The 19,009-nt window shown below is 67.5% G+C and carries 18 protein-coding genes; 8 read left to right on the top strand and 10 right to left on the bottom strand.

Features of this window, described 5'->3' with window-relative positions:
• Positions 1-183 precede the first annotated feature (183 nt).
• From pth to glmU, 3 genes are all read right to left on the bottom strand, one after another.
• Positions 184-747, bottom strand: coding sequence for an aminoacyl-tRNA hydrolase (gene pth, locus H6A23_RS08285; RefSeq protein WP_204831726.1), 564 nt, complete (start codon positions 745-747; stop codon positions 184-186).
• A 387-nt stretch (positions 748-1,134) separates the two neighbouring features.
• The gene (locus H6A23_RS08280) at positions 1,135-2,133 is read right to left on the bottom strand and encodes a ribose-phosphate diphosphokinase (RefSeq protein ID WP_204831725.1); all 999 of its coding nucleotides are present in this window, start codon (positions 2,131-2,133) and stop codon (positions 1,135-1,137) included.
• The gene (glmU, locus tag H6A23_RS08275; RefSeq protein WP_204831724.1) at positions 2,134-3,528 is read right to left on the bottom strand and encodes a bifunctional UDP-N-acetylglucosamine diphosphorylase/glucosamine-1-phosphate N-acetyltransferase GlmU; all 1,395 of its coding nucleotides are present in this window, start codon (positions 3,526-3,528) and stop codon (positions 2,134-2,136) included.
• A gap of 226 nt (positions 3,529-3,754) precedes the next feature.
• On the opposite strand from glmU, the gene bsh reads away from it, so the two are divergent.
• Complete coding sequence (gene bsh / locus H6A23_RS08270; RefSeq protein WP_204831723.1) at positions 3,755-4,720, top strand: choloylglycine hydrolase; 966 nt, start codon at positions 3,755-3,757, stop codon at positions 4,718-4,720.
• Positions 4,721-4,780: 60 nt separating this feature from the next.
• The gene (locus H6A23_RS08265) at positions 4,781-6,403 is read left to right on the top strand and encodes an MFS transporter (RefSeq protein WP_204831722.1); all 1,623 of its coding nucleotides are present in this window, start codon (positions 4,781-4,783) and stop codon (positions 6,401-6,403) included.
• Between the two features lie 58 nt (positions 6,404-6,461).
• Here the strand turns inward: H6A23_RS08265 and H6A23_RS08260 are convergent, their stop codons facing one another.
• Positions 6,462-7,136: a YoaK family protein gene (locus tag H6A23_RS08260; protein ID WP_204831721.1), complete on the bottom strand. Its 675-nt coding sequence runs from the start codon at positions 7,134-7,136 to the stop codon at positions 6,462-6,464.
• Positions 7,137-7,226: 90 nt separating this feature from the next.
• Here H6A23_RS08260 and H6A23_RS08255 point away from each other — a divergent pair, with 90 nt between their 5' ends.
• The 5 genes from H6A23_RS08255 (at position 7,227) to H6A23_RS08235 (ending at position 12,113) form a co-directional block, all read left to right on the top strand.
• On the top strand, positions 7,227-7,934 hold the full coding sequence (locus H6A23_RS08255; RefSeq protein ID WP_204831720.1) for a class I SAM-dependent methyltransferase: 708 nt from the start codon (positions 7,227-7,229) through the stop codon (positions 7,932-7,934).
• Between the two features lie 219 nt (positions 7,935-8,153).
• Positions 8,154-9,140 carry a glutamine-hydrolyzing GMP synthase gene (gene guaA / locus H6A23_RS08250; RefSeq protein ID WP_204831719.1) on the top strand — a complete coding sequence of 329 codons (987 nt, stop codon included), beginning with the start codon at positions 8,154-8,156 and terminating at the stop codon, positions 9,138-9,140.
• A gap of 81 nt (positions 9,141-9,221) precedes the next feature.
• Positions 9,222-9,848, top strand: a complete 627-nt coding sequence (locus tag H6A23_RS08245; RefSeq protein ID WP_204831718.1) for a sugar O-acetyltransferase — start codon at positions 9,222-9,224, stop codon at positions 9,846-9,848.
• Positions 9,841-10,422 (top strand): class I SAM-dependent methyltransferase, encoded by a 582-nt coding sequence (locus tag H6A23_RS08240; protein WP_204831717.1) that lies wholly within the window; start codon positions 9,841-9,843, stop codon positions 10,420-10,422. The genes H6A23_RS08245 and H6A23_RS08240 overlap by 8 nt, the downstream gene beginning before the upstream one ends.
• A 131-nt stretch (positions 10,423-10,553) precedes the next feature.
• Positions 10,554-12,113, top strand: coding sequence for an alpha-amylase family glycosyl hydrolase (locus tag H6A23_RS08235; RefSeq protein WP_204831716.1), 1,560 nt, complete (start codon positions 10,554-10,556; stop codon positions 12,111-12,113).
• A gap of 427 nt (positions 12,114-12,540) precedes the next feature.
• Here H6A23_RS08235 and H6A23_RS08230 read toward each other — a convergent pair whose 3' ends face one another.
• Together H6A23_RS08230 and H6A23_RS08225 are read right to left on the bottom strand one after the other, a co-directional pair.
• Positions 12,541-13,380: a YitT family protein gene (locus tag H6A23_RS08230; protein WP_204831715.1), complete on the bottom strand. Its 840-nt coding sequence runs from the start codon at positions 13,378-13,380 to the stop codon at positions 12,541-12,543.
• A gap of 40 nt (positions 13,381-13,420) precedes the next feature.
• Positions 13,421-14,293 carry a LysR family transcriptional regulator gene (locus H6A23_RS08225; RefSeq protein WP_204831714.1) on the bottom strand — a complete coding sequence of 291 codons (873 nt, stop codon included), beginning with the start codon at positions 14,291-14,293 and terminating at the stop codon, positions 13,421-13,423.
• A 111-nt stretch (positions 14,294-14,404) separates the two neighbouring features.
• On the opposite strand from H6A23_RS08225, the gene H6A23_RS08220 reads away from it, so the two are divergent.
• The gene (locus H6A23_RS08220) at positions 14,405-15,439 is read left to right on the top strand and encodes a YeiH family protein (protein WP_204831713.1); all 1,035 of its coding nucleotides are present in this window, start codon (positions 14,405-14,407) and stop codon (positions 15,437-15,439) included.
• A gap of 125 nt (positions 15,440-15,564) precedes the next feature.
• Here the strand turns inward: H6A23_RS08220 and H6A23_RS08215 are convergent, their stop codons facing one another.
• The 4 genes from H6A23_RS08215 to H6A23_RS08200 all read right to left on the bottom strand — a co-directional run.
• Complete coding sequence (locus H6A23_RS08215; RefSeq protein WP_286165913.1) at positions 15,565-16,251, bottom strand: YczE/YyaS/YitT family protein; 687 nt, start codon at positions 16,249-16,251, stop codon at positions 15,565-15,567.
• Positions 16,244-16,687: a MarR family winged helix-turn-helix transcriptional regulator gene (locus H6A23_RS08210; protein WP_204831712.1), complete on the bottom strand. Its 444-nt coding sequence runs from the start codon at positions 16,685-16,687 to the stop codon at positions 16,244-16,246. Before H6A23_RS08210 ends, H6A23_RS08215 begins: the two co-directional genes overlap by 8 nt.
• Before the next feature lie 227 nt (positions 16,688-16,914).
• Positions 16,915-18,492 carry a bacterial Ig-like domain-containing protein gene (locus H6A23_RS08205; RefSeq protein ID WP_204831711.1) on the bottom strand — a complete coding sequence of 526 codons (1,578 nt, stop codon included), beginning with the start codon at positions 18,490-18,492 and terminating at the stop codon, positions 16,915-16,917.
• A 15-nt stretch (positions 18,493-18,507) separates the two neighbouring features.
• Positions 18,508-19,009 (bottom strand): hypothetical protein (locus H6A23_RS08200; RefSeq protein ID WP_204831710.1); only part of this gene is annotated, 502 nt, incomplete at its 5' end.

Below are 19,009 nucleotides of genomic sequence, written 5' to 3'. Positions count from 1 at the left end.
TAACCGAACTCCTCTCCTGCATTCCCTCTAGTTTGGCGGCCCGAACAGGGCCTTTCCAACGTCCCTCATTGTACCCGAGTGCCGGCGCAATCAAGCCCGCCGGGCGAGAAGAACGGCGGGCGGGCGTGAGACGGGGGCGGCGGGTGAGACAAGGGGGACAGGTTCATTTGTCTCACCCGCCGCCTACAGCGTTTGCTCCACGAGGTCGGCCGCGCGCTCCACGGCGAGCTCGAAGTCCTCGAGGAAGTTCCCCTTGAGCTCGCGCAGGACGTAGTCGGCCACGGCCATGCGCCCGGGCGGGCGGCCGATGCCAAACTGCACGCGCGCGAAGTTGCGGCTGCCGAGCTTGTCGGCGATGGAGCGCAGGCCGTTGTGCGCGTTGAGGCCGCCTCCCAGCTTCAGCTTGACCTCGCCGGCGGGTAGGTCCACCTCGTCGTGGACCACGAGGATCTCCTCCGGCCGCACGCGGTGGGCGCGCGCCAGCTTGGAGAGCGGCCCGCCCGAGGTGTTCATGTAGCTCATGGGCTTGGCGAGAAGAACCTCGCGCTTCTCGCCGTTCTTCCCGGTCACCGTGATCGAGGCGACCTGCGCGCCCGCCTCGGACTTCCAGTAGCGGACGCCTTGGCGCGCGGCCACGGCGTCGATGGTGGCAAAGCCGGCGTTGTGCCGGGTGCGGGCGTACTCGGCGTCGGGGTTGCCGAGGCCGCAGACGATTCTGATGGCGGCGGGCTTGGCTGGGGCGGGCATGGGACTCCTTGCGTTGGGACGGCCGGTGTCCGTCCATTGTAGGGCGAGCCGCGGGCGAGGGCGGCAGGCGGTTAGTGGTTGGGGGTCATTGCAGGTTCTTCTCGCCAGGGTGTTAGCATTGGAGGGTCGTTGCAACCGGGGCGTGCTTCCAGCCCGCAATCGCCGGCGTTTTCTATGCAGACGGGCATCCTGGGGCGGCAATCCGGGTCTCCGAGGGGCTTCTGCGCCGCAACAACTCCGATATGCTAACCGGAACGCGGCGTCGATCTGCAGTGACCGGCCTTTACTAAGCGCGGGGCCGCCCAAAGGCGACCCCGCGCTCTCTACAAATCACCGGTGGGGAACCTGCCCCATTTTCTCTGAGAGAAAAGCCCGTCCCCAAATGGGTTAGATCTCGGCGCCCTGGCCGCCGAAGATCTCGGAGACGGAGCGGCGCATGTAGACGCTGTTGATGGCCTCGGCGAGCTCGTTGGCAACGGAGACGGTCTTGATCTTGGAGCCCGGCTTGTTGGCGGCCTCGCAGGGGATGATGTCGGTGACGACGCACTCCACGAGCGGCGCGTCCTCGAGGCGCTGGATGGCCTCGCCGGAGAAGATGCCGTGCGTGGCGGAGACGTAGATGTCGCCGGCGCCCATCTCCTTGAGCTTACGGACGGAGTTGCAGAGGGTGCCCGCGGTGTCGATCATGTCGTCGTTGACGATGCAGGTCTTGCCCTCGATGTTGCCGATGATGCCCATGACCTCGGACGCGTTGTGCTTGGGGCGGCTCTTGTGGGCAATGGCGACCTCGCAACCCAGGTAGTCGGAGAGGCGCTTGGCAACCTTGGCGCGGCCCATGTCGGGCGAGACCACGACGGTGCTCTCCCAGTCGAAGTCCTTCTCTTTGAAGTAGTCGCCGATGAGGTAGAGCGCCGTGAGGTGGGTCACGGGGATGTCAAAGAAGCCCTGGATCTGGCCCTGGTGGAGGTCGACTGTGATGACCTGGTTGACGCCGGCGGCCTCGAGCAGGTTGGCCACGAGGCGCGCGGTGATGGGCTCGCGCGCGGAGGCCTTGCGGTCCTGGCGGGCGTAGCAGTAGTGCGGGAGCACGGCGGTGAACTTGGAGGCGGAGGCGCGCTTGGCGGCGTCGGCCACGACGAGGGTCTCCATGAGGAGGTCGTTGACGCTCGCGCCCGAGAGCGACTGGATGAAGAAGACGTCGTCGCCGCGGACGGACTCGTCAAAGCGGGCGTAGATCTCGCCGTTGGCGAACTTCTCGATCTTGAGGCCCTGAAGCTCGAGGTGCAGGATGTCAGCGATCTTCTGGGACAGCGCGGGGTTGCCGGTGCCGGTGTAGAGCTTGATTTCCTTCTTCAGCGGCATGGGCTCACACAGGTTCTCGTACATCTAGGCCTCACCTTTCTTGAGTCTCTCGAGGCGCCGGGCGGCGTACCCCTCTACGATGCGCTGCTCGGCGCGCTCGAGGTAGAGCGCGTCGGCAGGGACGTCCTTGGTGACGCAGGAGCTGGCGCCCACGAGCGCGCCGTCGCCGATGGTGACGGGCGCGACCATCATGGTGTCGGAGCCCACGAAGACGTTGTCGCCGATGACGGTGCGGTTCTTGTGCACGCCGTCGTAGTTGCACGTGATGGAGCCGCCGCCGATGTTGACGCCCGCGCCCATGGTGCAGTCGCCGATGTAGGAGAGGTGCGGCACCTTGGAGCCCACGCCGATGGTGGAGTTCTTGATCTCCACGTGCGTGCCCACGTGGGCGCCCTCGAGGATGTGCGCACCGCCGCGGAGGTAGGCGCGCGGGCCGCAGGTGACGTCCTTCTCGATGGTCACGTCCACGCCCACGGTCTCCTCCAGGGAGACGTGGTCGGCCACGGTGCAGTCCGTGAGGCGCGTGTTGGGGCCGAGGACGCACTCCTCGCCCACCGTGGTGCTGCCCCAGAGCATGGTCATGGGGAGAAGAACGGTGTCGCGCCCAACGGTGACGTCGGGGCCCACCCAGGTGGTGGTGGGGTCGAGCATGGAGACGCCCCCGAGCATGAGGCGCTCGTTGATGCGGTCGCGCGCGAGCGCCGCGAGCTCGGCGAGCTGCACGCGGTTGTTGGCGCCGAGGCCCTCGCGGTAGTCCTCGCAGTGGACGATCGTGGTGGCGTGGCCGTGGCCGCGCAGGATCTCCACCATGTCGGGGAGGTAGTACTCGCCCTGGGCGTTGTCGTTGCCGATCTCGCCCACGTGGGCGGCGAGAAGGGCACCGTCGAAGGCGTAGCAGCCGGCGTTGCACTCCAGGAGCTGCGCGTCCTGCTCGGGCGTGCAGTCCTTCTGCTCGACGATGCGCGCCACGGAGCCGTCCTCGGCGAGCTCGATGCGGCCGTAGCCGTGCGGGTCGGGCGGGGTCATCGTGAGGACGGAGGCGGCGTGGCCGCCGTCCGCCACGGACTCGGCGAAGGCGCGGACGGTCTCGGGCTCGATGAGCGGCAGGTCGCCGTTCAGGATGACGACGGGCCCGGCGTCGATGCCGGTCGCCTCGAGCGCCACGCGGACGGCGTGGCCGGTCCCCAGGCGCTCCGTCTGCTCGACGAACTCGACGTTCTTCTCGTTGGCAAGATGGTCCCGCACCTCTTGGGCGCCGTTGCCCACGACCACCACGATGCGCTCGGCGCCGGCGGCGCGCGCGGCGCGCGTGACCCACGAGACGAGCGGGCGGTCGAGAAGCTTGTGCATTACCTTGGGGTGGCGGGACTTCATGCGCGTTCCCTCGCCGGCGGCGAGGATGATCGCGGTCATGGGCATGGGCTGAGCCTCCAAGCGCTGTGTTGTCCCAACGTATAGTCATCATGATAGCTCAGGCGCGCGGAAATGCGGCGACGCGTCCGCCCGTTGACGCCGAATTCTTAGACGCTCCGGGAAAAGCGGCGCGCCTTGGGTTTGCGTCGGGAATATGTGGGTAACAGATAGTCGTTTTGTTATTCTGCGTGTCCTGCCGAGAAGAACGGCGGGGCAGGGAGGGGGCCGCCCCATGTGCACGGGGATTCGCTTCACCGACGCCAACGGCGCCATGTACTTCGGCCGCAACCTTGACTGGACCCAGGGCTATGGCGAGCGCGTGGTGATGACCCCTCCTGCGGCGCGCGTCCCGGCCGCTTTCGAGCGGCCGGATGACCTCGAGCGGGGGCACGCCGTCATTGGCATGGGCATCGTCGTGGGCGGCGTGCCGCTCTACTTTGACTGCGGCAACGACGCCGGCCTCGCCGTCGCCGGGCTCAACTTCCCGCAGAGCGCCCGCTACGCCGCGGCCCCGGCGGACGGGGGCGTGAACGTCGCGGCCTACGAGTTCCCCTACTGGGTGGCGAGGAACTTCTCGAGCGTGGACGAGGTGCGCGCCGCGCTTGCGCGCGTGACCGTCGTGGCGCGTGCGGTGAACGAGCGGCTGCCCGTCGCGAACCTCCACTGGATCGTCGGCGACGCCACCGGCAGCGTGGTCGTCGAGTGCCTCGAGGGCGGCCTGCGCGTGTGGGAGGACGACGTCGACGTGCTCACCAACGAGCCGGACTTCGGCTGGCAGCGCCAGAACCTGCGGAACTACCTGACGCTCTCCGAGGACGAGCCTGCGCCCGCCGCGTGGGGAGGGGCGGGCCTCGCCCCGTTTGGCTCCGGCATGGGGATGCGCGGCATGCCCGGCGACTACAGCGGCCCCTCTCGCTTTGCGAAGGTGGCGTTTGTGAACGCGCACTATCCCGTTCAGGACGGGGAGCGCGCCAACGTCACGCGGCTCTTCCGCACCCTCGGGTCGGTGGCGGTGCCGGACGGCTGCGCGCGCATGGGCGACGGCACCTTCGAGCGGACGCTCTACACGAGCTGCTTCTCCGCCGCGAGCCTCACCTACTATCACGCGGCCTATGACGACCTCGCGATCAGGGCGTACCCGCTTGCGGGGTGTGACCTCACGGGCACGGAGCCGGTGGTCGTGGAAGCGGCGGCGTAGCGCAGCGCGGCCCGGGCCCGCCCGGGCCCGGACAAAAGCAATCGAACAAGGAGAAGACCCATGAGCAATCCCACCTCAGCGGCGGGCGGGGAGGCCGCTGTCGCGTCGTCCCCCACGGCCGAGAAGTTCCTCGTCCTTCCCGTCATCATTCTGATCCTCGCCCAGATGGGCACGACCGGCGACAACGGCGCCCTGTCGCTCGCCGCCTCGGCCCTCGCGAGCGACCTCGGCGCCACGACGTCGGACATCCAGCTCGCCAACATGATCTACCCGCTCGTGGGTGGGGCCTTCATGATTGCCGGCGGCCTTCTGGGGACCATCCTCGGCTGGGCGCGGACGTTCCGCGCGGGCGCCGTCGTGTGCGCCGCGGGCGAGGTGGCGCTCGCGCTCGCGCCGAACATGGCCGTCTTCATCTGGGTGGGCCGCGTCCTCGTGGGGCTCGGCGCGAGCCTGCTCGTCCCCTCGATCCTCGGCCTCATCCCCGTGCTCTACGCCGGTCGCAACCGCATGGTTGCCTTCGGCTGCGTCGGTGCGGCATCCGGCCTTTCCGCCGTGCTGCCGCTCGCGCTGGGCATGGTCATGGAGAACGCCGGGATGAAGCCGACCTTCCTGCTGCTCGCCGCCTACTTCGCGGTGGTGGCGGCGCTTTCGCTGCGGCTCCCGCGCGCGGCGTCCGTGGGCGAGAGGCTCGCGTTTGATGGAATCGGCGTGACCCTTGCCGCGCTGGGGCTGTTCCTCTTCCTCATAGGCCTCTCCAACGTGTCCGCTTGGGGCCTCATCACCCCGTTCGAGCGCTGCCCGTTCACGATCTTCGGGGTCTCCCCGGCCTTGCCGGTGATGGCGTGCGGCATCGTGGTGCTTGCGGTCCTCGTGCGGGTGGAGCGCCGCGTGGAGGAGAGAAACGGCATCGCGCTCCTGCCGAGCTCCTTCCTGCGAACGCCGCAGGTGCTCGCCGGCCTTGCCGCCAACGCGATCATGTTCTTCTTCATGGGGGCGCAGTCCATCCTCATGGCGCCCTACCTGCAGCTCGTTGCCGGCTGGTCGCCCGTTGACGTGGGCGTTGTCTCAATCGTGACGGGCGTGCCCACGTTTGCCTTCTCGCTGGGCATCCCCAAGCTGCTTCCGCACGCCAACCCGCGCCACGTCATCCAGGCCGGCTACCTCGAGATGGCGCTTGCCCTCGGCGTCATGGCCCTCTCGGTCACGACGGACGGCGCCAGCGCGGCCGGCGTCTATGCGGGCGCGTTTCTCGCCGGTATGGGGGCGGGCACGGTGGCCTCGCACGCGAGCAACATCGTCGCCCTCGCCCTGCCGGAGCGCGACGCCTCCCAGTCGGGCGGCATCCAGAGCACGATGCGCAACGTTGGCCAGGCGTTCGGCGTGGCGCTGCTGGGCGCGGTGCTGCTCTTTGGGATGACCAACGCGATGCACGCGGGAATCGCGGGCGACGCGGCCCTCTCCCCGGAGGTGCGCGGGCAGCTCTCCGACATGAGCGTCGACCTCGAGAGCAACGACGAGCTCGAGCGGCAGCTCGACCAGGTCGACCTGACCCAGGACGAGCGCGACGAGCTGGTGAGGCTGGATGCCCAGGCTCGCTTTGACTCCACGCGCGCCGCCTACGCGGTGGGGGCCGTCATCGTGCTTCTCGGCCTCGCAACTACCCCGATGATCACGAAGCGCTAGGGACACGCGCCCAGCTGACGCTCGTGACAGTTGCCCCTGGCACTTTTGTCAGGTGCCCTCACGCGTCCGGGTCGACGATGTAGCGCAGCGAGAGGAGGAAGAGCGCGCTGATGGCGAGGCAGGCGAACTTGCCTGTTGCGTCAATCAGGAGCTTGCACGCCACGGCGCCGACGCAAAACGACGCGACGAGCCCGGCGTAGCGCGCCGAGCGGTGCAGCTCATGGCGGTCCTTCTCGAAGATGCCGTCGTAGAGCGTCTCTCCAAGGGAGCGCAGGTTGCCGGTGCAAAAGACGCTCGCGTACGCCGACCTGGTCCCGAACTGCCGGAAGTTCTCGTACGAGACGGCGGCGCAGAACGAGATGGCGCTGTTGACGAGCAGGTCGGGCATGCCCTGCGGCAGGAGCGCCACGACGGCAAACGCAACGGCCTCGAAGACGGCGACCCATCTCTGCATGCGGTGGGTCGCCCTTCCGTGCACGCGTACGAGGACGTGGCGGGAGAGCATGATGCCGGCCACGAAGGCCAGGATGGACACGAGGTAGTGCGACACGCCGAGCCATGCCCCCTCGGCGAGGTTCATGCAGAGCAGGACGATGTTGCCGGTCTGCCCCGTCGCAAAGACGTGGTCGTGCAGCAGGTACGAGTACGCGTCCATGAACCCGCCCGCACAGATGACGATGAGCCCGAGCCGCACGGGCACCTTGCCCCTTCTTGCCGTCGCCTGTTCCGCCATGCTCCCTCTTCCGCTCGACGTCGTGTCCGCCGCGTGTCATGCTAGGGCAAAACGTTCGCGCGGCGCGACAGTTTGCCGGAGGGAAACACGATGGGAGATGATCCTGCCATGACGGGCGAGGGGGGCGTCGAGCTGCGGCGCGACGCCGAGGGGCTTGCGCTCGTGGGTGACGGCATGGTGCTGCGAGCAGATTTCGCGCGCCTGCTGCCCCGGCTGCGCCCGGACCGCCTGGGGCGCGAGCTGCTCGTGCGCGCGGCTCGCGTGCGCGGCGTCTCTGATCCATGCGTCGTTGACGCCACGGCGGGGCTCGGGGAGGACTCGTTGCTTCTGGCGGCGGCGGGGTTTACGGTCACGATGTTCGAGCAGGACCCGGTGATCGCCGCACTCCTGCGCGACGCGCTCGAACGGGCGGCCCGCGATCCTCGGCTCGCGGGCGTCGTCGCGCGCATGACGCTTGTGGAGGGCGATTCGGTCCCCGGCCTGCACGCGCTGGGCTTCTCGCCCGACGTGGTGTTTCTCGACCCGATGTTTCCCGGGCGCACCAAGAGCGCGGCGGTGAAGAAGAAGTTCCAGCTCCTGCACCACCTCGAGCGGCCGTGCGACAACGAGGAGGAGCTGCTGGGGGCCGCACTGGCGGTGCGCCCGCGGAAGGTCGTCATCAAGCGGCCGCCCAAGGGGCCCTGGCTCGCCGGCACCAGGCCGAGCCATTCCGTTGCGGGCAAGGCCGTGCGCTATGACGTCATCGTGCCGCCGCGGGGCAACGGGGGGCCGGCCGAGCACACAGCGGTCCGTTTCTAGGTGTTTTTCGGCGGGAGATTCAAGTGCTGCTTATCCTATAGCATTTCGTGACCTGGGGTTTTGTGATGGGGTTGAGAGGCTGTACCCGAAGCGCCCATCAAAAAACACCTAGAAACGGAGCGCATGCCCGCGCACCGCCGTCAAGGGGGCGTCTCAGACCTTCGTCTAGCTCCTCTCCGGTAGAATCGAGACATCGATTCCCCGTTCAAAGGAGCTGGCATGGACCTCCCGAACAAGCGCCCGGACGACATGGCGCGCATCACCACTCCCGAGCTCGCGCAGGCCTTTATCGACGAGCAGGTCGCGGCCGTCCGCGCGCAGGTCGGCGACAAGAAGGTCCTGCTTGCCCTCTCCGGCGGCGTGGACTCCTCCGTGGTGGCCGCGCTGCTCATCAAGGCCATCGGCAGGCAGCTCATCTGCGTGCACGTGAACCACGGCCTCATGCGCAAGGGCGAGTCCGAGCAGGTCGTTGACGTCTTCAAGAACCAGATGGACGCCAACCTCGTCTACGTGGACGCCACGGACCGCTTCCTCGACCTCTTGGCCGGCGTGGCCGAGCCCGAGCGCAAGCGCAAGATCATCGGCGCCGAGTTCATCCGCGTCTTTGAGGAGGAGGCCCGCAAGGTCGCCGACGACGTGGACTTCCTCGCGCAGGGCACCATCTACCCGGACATCGTGGAGTCCGACGGCGTGAAGGCGCACCACAACGTGGGCGGCCTGCCCGAAGACCTGCAGTTCGAGCTCGTGGAGCCCGTGCGCCTGCTCTTCAAGGACGAGGTCCGCGTGGTGGGCCGCGCGCTGGGGCTTCCCGAGGGCATGGTTGAGCGTCAGCCGTTCCCGGGCCCGGGCCTGGGCGTGCGCTGCCTCGGCGCCATCACGCGCGACCGTCTGGAGGCGCTGCGCGAGGCGGACGCCATCCTGCGCGAGGAGTTCGCCGAGGCCGGGCTTGCCGGCAAGGTCTGGCAGTACTTCGTCGTGGTGCCCGACATGCGCGCGACCGGCGTGCGCGATGGCAGGCGCGCCTACGACTGGCCGGCCATCATTCGCGCCGTCAACACCGTCGACGCCATGACCGCCACGGTGCCCGAGCTTGACTGGGCGCTGCTCAAGAAGATCACCGACCGCATCCTCGCAGAGGTGCCGGGCATCTGCCGCGTGACGTACGATCTGACGCCCAAGCCCGTCGGCACGATCGAGTGGGAATAAGAAATTAAACTAAATTATGAGCGTCCCGTCGACTCCGAGCGGCGGGGCGCTCGCTTATCCGGCGAGAAGAACGGAGGCTCGATGGACCTCGCGGAAGTGCGGCGGCGCATGGCCGACGGCCGGCTCTACGCGTGCAACAGCCCGGAGCTCTTTGCCGAGCAGGAGCGCCGGCGCGACGTGCTGGACGCCTACAACGCCCTGCCGTTCAGCAGCTCGGAGGAGCGCGACGCGCTTCTCGCAAAGCTCGTGGCCGAGGTGGGCGAGGGCTGCATGATTGAGCCGCCGTTCCACGCCAACTGGGGCGGCGCCAACCTGCACCTGGGCAGCAACGTCTACGCCAACATGGGCCTCACGCTGGTGGACGATGCGGACATCTTCATCGAGGACGACGTGATGATTGGCCCCAACGTCACCATCTGCACGGCGTCGCACCCCGTCTCGCCGCGTCTTCGCGCCAAGGGCCTGCAGTACAACAAGCCCGTCCGCATCTGCAGGGGTGCCTGGCTCGGTGCCGGGTGCGTGGTGCTGGCGGGCGTGACGGTGGGCGCGGGCTCGGTGGTTGGCGCGGGCAGCGTGGTCACGCGCGACGTGCCTGTCGGTGTGGTGGCCGTGGGCAACCCGTGCCGCGTGCTTCGCGAGATTGGCGAGAGGGACGATTGCGTCTACGACCACGACAGGCCGGTCGAGGAGTTCTGGCTCGATGCCTGACGCCGACCTGCTTCGCGATCTGGCCGTTGCCGGCCGCTCGCTCGAGCGTGCCGAGAGGACCCGCCATGCTGCGGCAGGCGCCCATGACCCCACGGCCACGCCCTACTTTGTGCTTGAGGACCTCCTTGGCGGGTTGGACCTCAGCGCGGACTCCCATCTGCTCGACGTGGGCTGCGGAGCCGGTCGCGTGCTTGCCTACTTCGTGAGCGCAGGGCTGCCCGGGCGCGCGATGGGCGTGGAGCTGGACCCGGCGCTCGCGGCGGAGGCCGCCGCGTGGTCGGCGCGCTACCCCAACGTGCGCGTGGTCGCAGGTAGCGCGCTCGACCTGCCGCTTGCTGGCTTCACGCACGTCTACCTGTTCAACCCGTTTGACACGCCGGTGCTCACAGCGTTTCTCGACAAGCTGGAGCGCGAGGCCACGGGGCCCGTGACGCTCGTGCACATGTCGGACAACGGTGAGTGGCCCGCCTATGCGGGACGAGAGCGCTGGACCGTTCTGCGCGAGGGCGCCTTCGACCTGCCGGGCGAGGAGGGCGATTGCCCGCAGCACTTCACCATCAGAAGACTTGGGTAAATTGGGGAGCGGATGGGTACCGTCCGCCGGCTCGTTCTTCTCGCGGCGCATTTCCCGAAGTACAATATCCATGGAATGGAAACGTTTCCAAAATAGGGAACGGGGAGTGCGCCAGACAGAAAGGAACGCCCATGAGCACGTGGCTTGACGACGCCGTCTTCTACGAGATCTACCCGCAGAGCTTCAACGACACCAACGCTGACGGCATCGGTGACCTCCAGGGCATCATCGAGAAGCTCGACTACGTGCGCGAGCTGGGCTGCAATGCCCTCTGGCTCAACCCGTGCTTCGTCTCGCCCTTCGGCGACGCGGGCTACGACGTGGCGGACTACTGCCAGGTGGCCCCGCGCTACGGCACCAACGAGGACCTCGAGCGGCTCTTTGCCGAGGCGCACGCCCGCGACATGCACGTTCTTCTCGACCTCGTGCCCGGCCACACCTCCATCGAGCACCCCTGGTTCAAGGAGTCATGCCGTGCCGAGAAGAACGAGTACACCGGTCGCTACGTCTGGACCGATGACGTCTGGACGCCCGTGGGCGACGTGCCCGGCGTGAACGGCGTGCTGCGCGGCATCGCCGAGCGCAACGGTGCCGTGGCCGTGAACTTCTTTGCCTTCCAGCCGGCGCTCAACTACGGCTTCTACCGCGTGACCGAGCCCTGGCAGAGTGCGATGGACTCCCCCGAGGCCCTGGCCACGCGCCAGGCCATGAAGGACGTCATGGCGTTCTGGCTGGAGCGCGGCTGCGACGGCTTCCGCGTGGATATGGCCGGCTCGCTCGTGAAGGACGACCCCGAGCAGGAGGGAACGATCGCCCTCTGGCAGGACATGCGTGCCTTCCTGGACGCGCACTATCCCAATGCCGTCCTCATCTCCGAGTGGGGCGAGCCGGACAAGACCATCCGAGCGGGTTTTCACATGGACTTCCTGCTGCAGTTTGGCACGTCGCACTACCTGGACCTCTTCCGCTGCGAGCACCCGTGGTTCGCGCATGAGGGCGCGGGCGACGCGAGCGAGTTTGTAGCCACGTACCGCCGCAACATGGAGCTTACGGACGGCAAGGGCCTCATGTGCATCCCGTCCGGCAACCATGACATGGACCGGCTGCGCAAGTATCTGGACCCGGAGGAGATGAAGCTGGCGTTTGCCTTCATCATGTCCATGCCGGGCTGTCCCTTTGTCTACGCCGGCGATGAGATTGGCATGCGCTACCTGGACGTGACCTCCGTCGAGGGTGGCTACCAGCGCACGGGCGCGCGCTCGCCGATCCAGTGGGATGCCGCAGAGCCCAACTTCGGCTTCTCCGACGCGCCGGCTGACCAGCTCTATATCCCGCAGGATGCGGCCGGGGACGCACCCACGGTGGCGGCCCAGATGGCGGACGACGCCTCGCTCTGGCGTGAGGTGCAGCGGCTCATCGCGCTGCGCCGGGCTACGCCGGCCCTCGGCGTGAATGCCGCGGTAGAGTTCGTCTATTGCGAGAAGGACGCGTACCCGCTCGTCTACCTGCGCACGGAGCGCGCCGAGGGCGGTCAGCGCGTGCTCGTGGCGCTGAACCCGGCGGCGCGGCCGGTCGAGGTGCCGTGCGACCACGAGGCCGCGCGCGTGCTCTACACCCTCGGCGGCGCGGCCGAGCTCGCGGACGGCGCCCTGCGCATTCCCGCCTCCTCCGTTACCTTCTTCGAGCTCTAGGGCGTGGCGCGGGGACGGAGGGAGCTGCCACCGCTTCGTCCCCGTCTCACGTCTCCGGATTCTCCGTCTTGGCGCCTGGGCGCGGACCATGCGTCACGCAAAGTCTCGATGCTGCGGTGCGGGTGCGGCGGGAAGCCGGCCTTCCAGTCCGCGGGGTCGGCGCTGTCAAACGAGTCGAGCATCAGGATGGGGCCAAAGCGGCCCGTTGTCTGTGGGCCGAGCACGTGCACAAGGCTCACCCCGCTCCCGTCCTCCGCGTGCAATCCCCCTGCCTGCTCGATGGCGGTGCGTTACATCGGGTGCTTTCCATTCGCGTCTTGATGGGCCTGTACCTGACGGACCTCTGCCGATTCATATGCTAGTAAAATGCTCACATTTTGTGCTTCGGGCACGGAGGCGGAGCGCTGACAGCTCCTCCGTCCCCATGTCACGCGCGGCGCCTCAGCTGCCGCTCGCGCATCTCGCTCACCTCGGAGATTACCCAGAACGCTGCCGGGTCGACCGCGGTGATCATCTCGCGCATCCTCCACAGCTTGCGCCGGGGAATCACACTGAGGATCGCCTTGCCCTCCTGGCGCGTGTAGCCCTGCTCAATGGGTATCACGGTGACGCCGGCGTCCTGCTCGCTCAGGATGTTCTGGCGGATGGCCTCGTGCTCGCTGGAGAAGATGAGCAGCTGGACCTGCGAGCGGCCCATGACCATGACGCGGTTCATGACGAGGGTGAGCAGCGTCAGGGCAAGCACGCCCAGCAGCACCTGCTCGAAGTTGGAGAAGGGGAGCTGGCAGGCGATGACGCAGGCGTCGATCGCCCAGAGCAGGGCCGAGACGTTGGCGTGCAAGTACCTGTGCGCAACGAGGGCGATGACGTCGCTGCCGCCCGAAGAGCCGCCGGCGCGCAGGATAAGGCCGGTCCCCGCGCCCATGAGGGTCCCGGCGCAGACAGCGGCGAGCATGTGGTCCGAGGTGAGCTGCCCTAGGGGGAGGGTCTCGAGCACGGACATAGCGAGCGGGTAGGCAATCGTGCTGAAGATGGTCGACGCGGCGAATCGGCGACCGAGGAAGAGCGCCCCAAGCAGGAAGAGCGCCCCATTGATGGCGAGCACCACAAGGGAGAGCGGCAGGGGCGCGAGGTGGGTGATCACGAGCGCCATGCCGGTCGACCCGCCGAGCACAAGGCCGTGCGGCACAATGAAGAGCGTGACGGCAAGGGCCACGAGCAGGTTGCCGAGCGCGATGGCCAGAACGTTGAGCAGCTTGTGCGACATGGTTCTCCGTAACGCGGCGCGGGTCCGGGCGCCTGTCATGTTACGCCCACTCGCGCAGAAGGGCGCGGTAGTGCCCCGCGTAGCGGCTCCCGCGCTGCCAGATGAGCGAGAAGTCGTGCTCGATGGAAAGATCGGCCGGCGTCACGTCGGCGAGCTCGCCAGACGCGAGCTCGCGCTCCACCGCCACGCGGTAGAGAAAGCTCACGCCCGCGCCGGCGGCCACGCATGCCTTGATCGCGGGGATGCTTGCGAGCTCGATGACGCCGGCGAAGTCGTCCACGGAGAGCTCGCGCGCCGCAAGGTGCCGCTCGAGGATCTCCCTCGTGCCCGAGCCTGGCTCGCGCAGCACGAGTCGCCGGGCGAGAAGATCGGTGACGCTCGCAGGGCGCTCCCCGGCGGCCGCTACCGCCAGGTACGGTTCTGTCGAGAGGACCTCCCCCTCGAAGGACGTCTGGTCGAACGGGCCCTCCACCAGCGCAAAGTCAATCGTCCCGGCCTCGATGAGCCCCACAAGCTCCATGGTGTTTCCCGTTCGCAGGTAGACGTGGTCGTCCGGGTGGCGCCTCATATGGCCCGAGAGCACGCGCGGCGCCACGTAGTCCGCTATCGTGCGCGTGCAGCCGAGGCGCAGCGGCGGGCGCGCGTTCTTCTCGCCTTTCAGGGCGTCGAGCTCCGCGCGCAGCCGGGTCTCGTCGTTGGCCGCGACGTCCAACGCGCGATAGAGCAGCCTTCCGGCCTCCGTGGGCTCAACGCCGCGGCCGGTCTTGGCAAAGAGCGCGCAGCCGTAGTGCGCCTCCAGCTGGCGGATGTGCTGCGAGACGGCCGGCTGGGTGACATGCAGCTGCTCTGCGGCGCGCGTGAAGCTGCCGGTGCGGCAGACGGTCAGAAACGTGTGCGTGCGATAGTCGAGCATGCAGGTCCTTCTCGCCAAAATCTTATGGGTTCATAAGCAAACCGATGGTATTGATTATATCCGTGAGGCGTAGCCTTTCCTCGAAGACGCAACAACGAGGGGGTCACGCGCATGGAGCTCATCAAGGACTTTGGAAAGACGTGGAAGGGCGTGCTGTTTGCGCTGGTCATCGCCGTGCCGGCATGGCTTCTGGGCAAGCGGTTCGAGGTCGTGGGCGGTCCGGTCTTTGCCATTCTCATTGGCATGGTGCTCGCCCTGCTGGTCCCCGCCGAGAAGGGCGCGCCGCTCGCCGCCGGCATCAAGTTCACATCCAAGAAGGTCCTCCAGTACGCCGTGATTCTCCTGGGCTTTGGCCTCAACCTCGCGCAGATCGCGCAGGTGGGCACCATGTCGCTGCCCATCATCCTCTCCACCATCACGACGTCGCTTGTGGTCTCCTATGCGCTCTGTCGCGCGCTCAACATCCCGGGCAAGATCTCCACGCTCATCGGCGTGGGCTCTTCCATCTGCGGCGGCTCGGCCATCGCGGCCACCGCGCCCGTGATCGAGGCGGAGGACGAGGAGGTGGCCCAGGCCATCAGCGTGATCTTCCTCTTCAACGTGATTGCGGCGCTCGTGTTCCCCACGCTCGGCGGCATGCTCGGCCTCACCAACGAGGGCTTTGGTCTCTTTGCAGGCACCGCGGTGAACGACACCTCGTCCGTCACGGCCGCGGCGGCCGCGTGGGATGGCATGCACCCCGGTGCTAACACGCTCGACGCCGCCACCATCGTCAAGCTCACGCGCACGCTGGCCATCATCCCCATCACGCTGGCGCTCGCGTTCTGGCAGGTCCGCCAGGCCCGCCGCGCGGGCGGCGAGGCGAGAAACACCTTCAGCCTGCGGCGCGCCTTCCCGTTCTTCATCGTGTTCTTCGTGCTGGCGAGCGTGGTGACCACGGTGTTTGCGCTGCCGGCTGCCGTGACCGCCCCGATCAAGGAGCTCTCCAAGTTCTTCATCATCATGGCAATGGCGGCCATTGGCTTCAACACCAACGTCGTCAAGCTGGTACGCACGGGCGGCAAGCCGATCCTCATGGGTCTTTGCTGCTGGGTGGCCATCGCGGCCGTGAGCCTGGGCATGCAGCACGTGCTCGGCATCTGGTAGGCGCCCGGCGAGCCGGCTTTGGTGCGCCGAGACAGAGGATCCGGACAGAAACCACCTCTTGGGAGGTACTTTCTGTCCGGATCCTCTGTCTCGGTGATTATGTGACGGAATAACCCGTCCCCAAATTACAGGCGGCGGATGGCGGCGATGAGGGGTAGGTGCGCGTTGATAAGGTTCACGATGGGGCCAACGGCGAGCGCGGCCACGATCGTGCCCAGGCCCAGGCCGTTGATGCATCCAAAGAACAGCAGGGAAAGCGCGCAGGCGATAAGTACGAGCGTGGCGTCAAAGCAGAGCTTGCAGGTGCCGAACGGGCGGTCAATCTTGGACGCAATGGCGCGCACGATGCCCTCTCCGGGGACCACGATGACGCGCGGCGCCACCTCGATGGAGAGCCCGAACGCCAGGATGCAGCAGCCGAGCGCGAGCGAGCCCAGCTGGGCGGGCAGCGCGGCGGGCGCGAGCCAGGAGAGCAGCCCCATGCTCACGTCGATGAAGGCGCTGAAGACGAGGTTCGCCACGACCTGCAGCAGCTGGATCGGCTGGAAGTCACGTCGCAGCAGCACTACCTGTGCCACGATGTAGACCATGTTGAGCACAAAGGTGAACTCGCCAAAGGTTGGCTGGAAGCGCAGGTCGAGCACGTAGGGAATGCTCGAGATGGGGGAGGTGCCGAGCGCCGCCTTGGTGATGAACGCGATGCCGAACGAGTTGACGATCAGGCCTGCCGCAAAGCAGAGGTAGCGCAAGGCCAGCCTGCCCGCCTCCGCCCGAGAGACGCTCGACCTGATGCTCGCAACCAACTCACTCATGTGCATCCCCTCGCTCTTCTCGCTCAAAGCTCTCCGTGACGCGGGCGAGCAGCCGCGAGAGCGTCTCGCGCTCCTCCGTGCTCATGCCCGCGTGTGCGATTCCGTCGACCTCGGCGCCGCAGCGCGCCACGAACTCGGCCGCGTCCCAGCCCGCGTCCGTCAGGCGCACCTCGAGCGCGCGGCGGTCCCCCTGCTTGGCTCGCCGCTCGACCAGGCCGGCCGCCTCCATGCGGGCGAGCACGCCCGTGACCGTGGCACGGTCCATCATGCAGGCCTCGGCGATGTCGCGCTGCAGGCAGCCCTCGTTGTCGGCAACGTACTCGAGGACCTTGGGCTGGCCCGGCAGCAGGCCGCGCTCACGGACGCGGGCCATCATCGCGCGGTTGGCATGGCTCTGGGCCATGAGCAGCTGGTGGTGGATTGTGTCAAGCTCCACGGCGCCCCTGTCGTCTGGGTTGTTCGTATTGCAATAGTTAGTATACAAACAATTATGGCGGATGCGTGATCGAGGCGTCGTGCGGAGATGGGCCGGAGCAAAACGCCTGCCTGAACGGGCGGCGAGGCCGAAACAGAGGACGGGCCCGCCGCGGAGGGATGCGGCGGGCCCTAGGGGGGACTATGTCCTTCAGGTCCGGATTTCGGCCAGAGGCCTGGACCGAGGGGCTAGGACAGGGTGAAGGTGTACGCGCCCACCTCGTAGGTGGTGCTGCCTGTGAAGCCGGCGACCACCTCGGTGTGCGCGGGAAGCGTAATGGTGCCGTCGCTGATCGTGGCCTCAAAGGGCTCGCTGCCGTTCATGGTGACGGTCAGCGCGTCATTGTCGGCCTCGACGATGGTGCCCGTCTCCACGACGCTGCCGTCGGCGTTGGACACGGTGAGCGTCTTGTGGGAGTAGTCCACTACCAGCGTGGCGTCGGCGTCGGTCACCGCGCCGTTCACGATCAGCCCATAGGTGCCGGCGTAGGTGTCGGCGACCAGCTCCTCGACAGTCACGTCGAAGGTGGCGGTGGCGCCCAGGAAGGAGGCGGTCACGGTCTTGGTGCCAACGGTTTCGGAGTCGTAGCCGCTGTAGCTCACGCGGCCGCCCCAGATGCTCTCCTCGGAGCCGCTGCCGCGGACGGCGGTAACCACGAGCGCGGACGGGTCGAAGGCGTCGCCCGTGTAGAAGGTGCCCAGCGCGGAGGCGTCGACAGTGAGGCTCTGGGCTGGCGCGTACTGCTGGCCGTAGATGTTCATGTTGCGGGTCATGAAGCCGCCATAGAGGCCCAGGCTGAAGCTGGCCTCCCAGCTGTAGTCGCCGTGCTCGGTGTCAAAGATGTGGATGTCGGTGTCCTCGCCGGTGGCGGGGTCCGTCGCGCGGGTTGAGCCGTCGGAGCTCTGCGTGCCGGTGAGATGGATGACGAAGTCATCCTCGCCGTCGGCGTTGGTGGTGTACCAGTAGCCGTACACGTAGGTGACGCCGGGGGCGACGGAGGTGGTCGGGCCGCTCAGGGACCCGTACATGGAGCCGTCCTTGCAGAGATACATGTCCATGCAGGCCGGGTCAACGGAGGTGCCAAAGCCTTCGGTGTACTGGCCCTCGAAGAAGTACGCGACCTCGCCGTTGGCCTCCTTGGCCTCCCAGTCGGCGCGCGGGGTGGCCACGAGCTCCTCGATGGTCTTGTCGGCGAACTCGTTGTCGGCGGCGCTCATCGTGGCGGCCTCTCCCGCGGAGGCCCCGGAGCCCAGGCTGGCCAGGGCTCCGTTGCCAAGCGTGGCGTAGACGGTGCCGGCAACGGCAACGACCACGAGCGCGACGGCCACGGGGACCATGCGCTTGGAGGCGGCGCGATCCGCGGCGGAGACGGGCTGCTCGAGGAAGCAGGCGATCACGCAGAGCAGGCAGCTCGCAAAGGTGCCCGCCATGTACATGACGCAGAGCCCCGCGTTGCCGCCGGCGTAGGTCACCTGGTTGATCACGTCGGCAAAGACCAGGTAGAGCTGCGTCACCATGAGGTACAGGGCGACGCCGTAGACGACGGTCTGGACAAGGGCGCCAAAGCGCACGGGGACGAGCGTCAGGGCGATGCCCACTGCGACGCCCGCGACGAGCGCCAGGCCGGGCATGATGCCCGTGTGACCCAGAGGGGCGGCGTCAGCCTGCGTCGCAAAGAACGCGACGGCTGTTACCAGCGCAACGAGCGCCGCCACCAGGCAGAGCAGGCTGCCAAGGCCCCTGCTCTTCATACGTTCAACCAGCATCTGTTCACACCTCCGCTAGTTCTTCTCGTTAGGGTTCTTGCCGCTGGGGTTACCGGCCTCCACGGGCTTGGTCCCCTCCTTGCGGGCGTTGACGGCATACATGACCGCAGCGCCGACGGTTGCCGCGGCGAGCGCGCCGTCAACTCCGTACAGGGCCATCTTCCACCACGGCATGGAGTCGTTGACCACGGTGTCCGCGGAGAGCGTGCCCATGGAGGACTGGAGCATGACGTAGTAGACGTAGCGGTTGGAGTCGATGACCTTCTGCAGCAGGTCGCCGTCGTCGGTGGACTCGATGAGCTCGCCGACGGCCGTGGGGCGCGCGGTGTCCAGGCAGAAGATGTTGTTGCCGGCCATGAGCATCTCGGGCGCGGAGGAGTACTCGGAGGCGGTGAGGGCGTCGTCGATGATGAAGCCCCGGTAGTTCCACTCGGTGCGCAGGATGTGCTCGATGGGCTTGCTTGCCGCGGCGTACATGAGGCCGATGCGGTTGTAGGACTGTCTCTTATACACATCT

It is taken from the genome of Olsenella uli (genome assembly GCF_016900775.1).
Lineage (GTDB): Bacteria > Actinomycetota > Coriobacteriia > Coriobacteriales > Atopobiaceae > Thermophilibacter > Thermophilibacter uli_A.
Note: the sequence above shows the minus strand (reverse complement) of the source record. Positions and strands in the feature narration are given on the sequence as shown.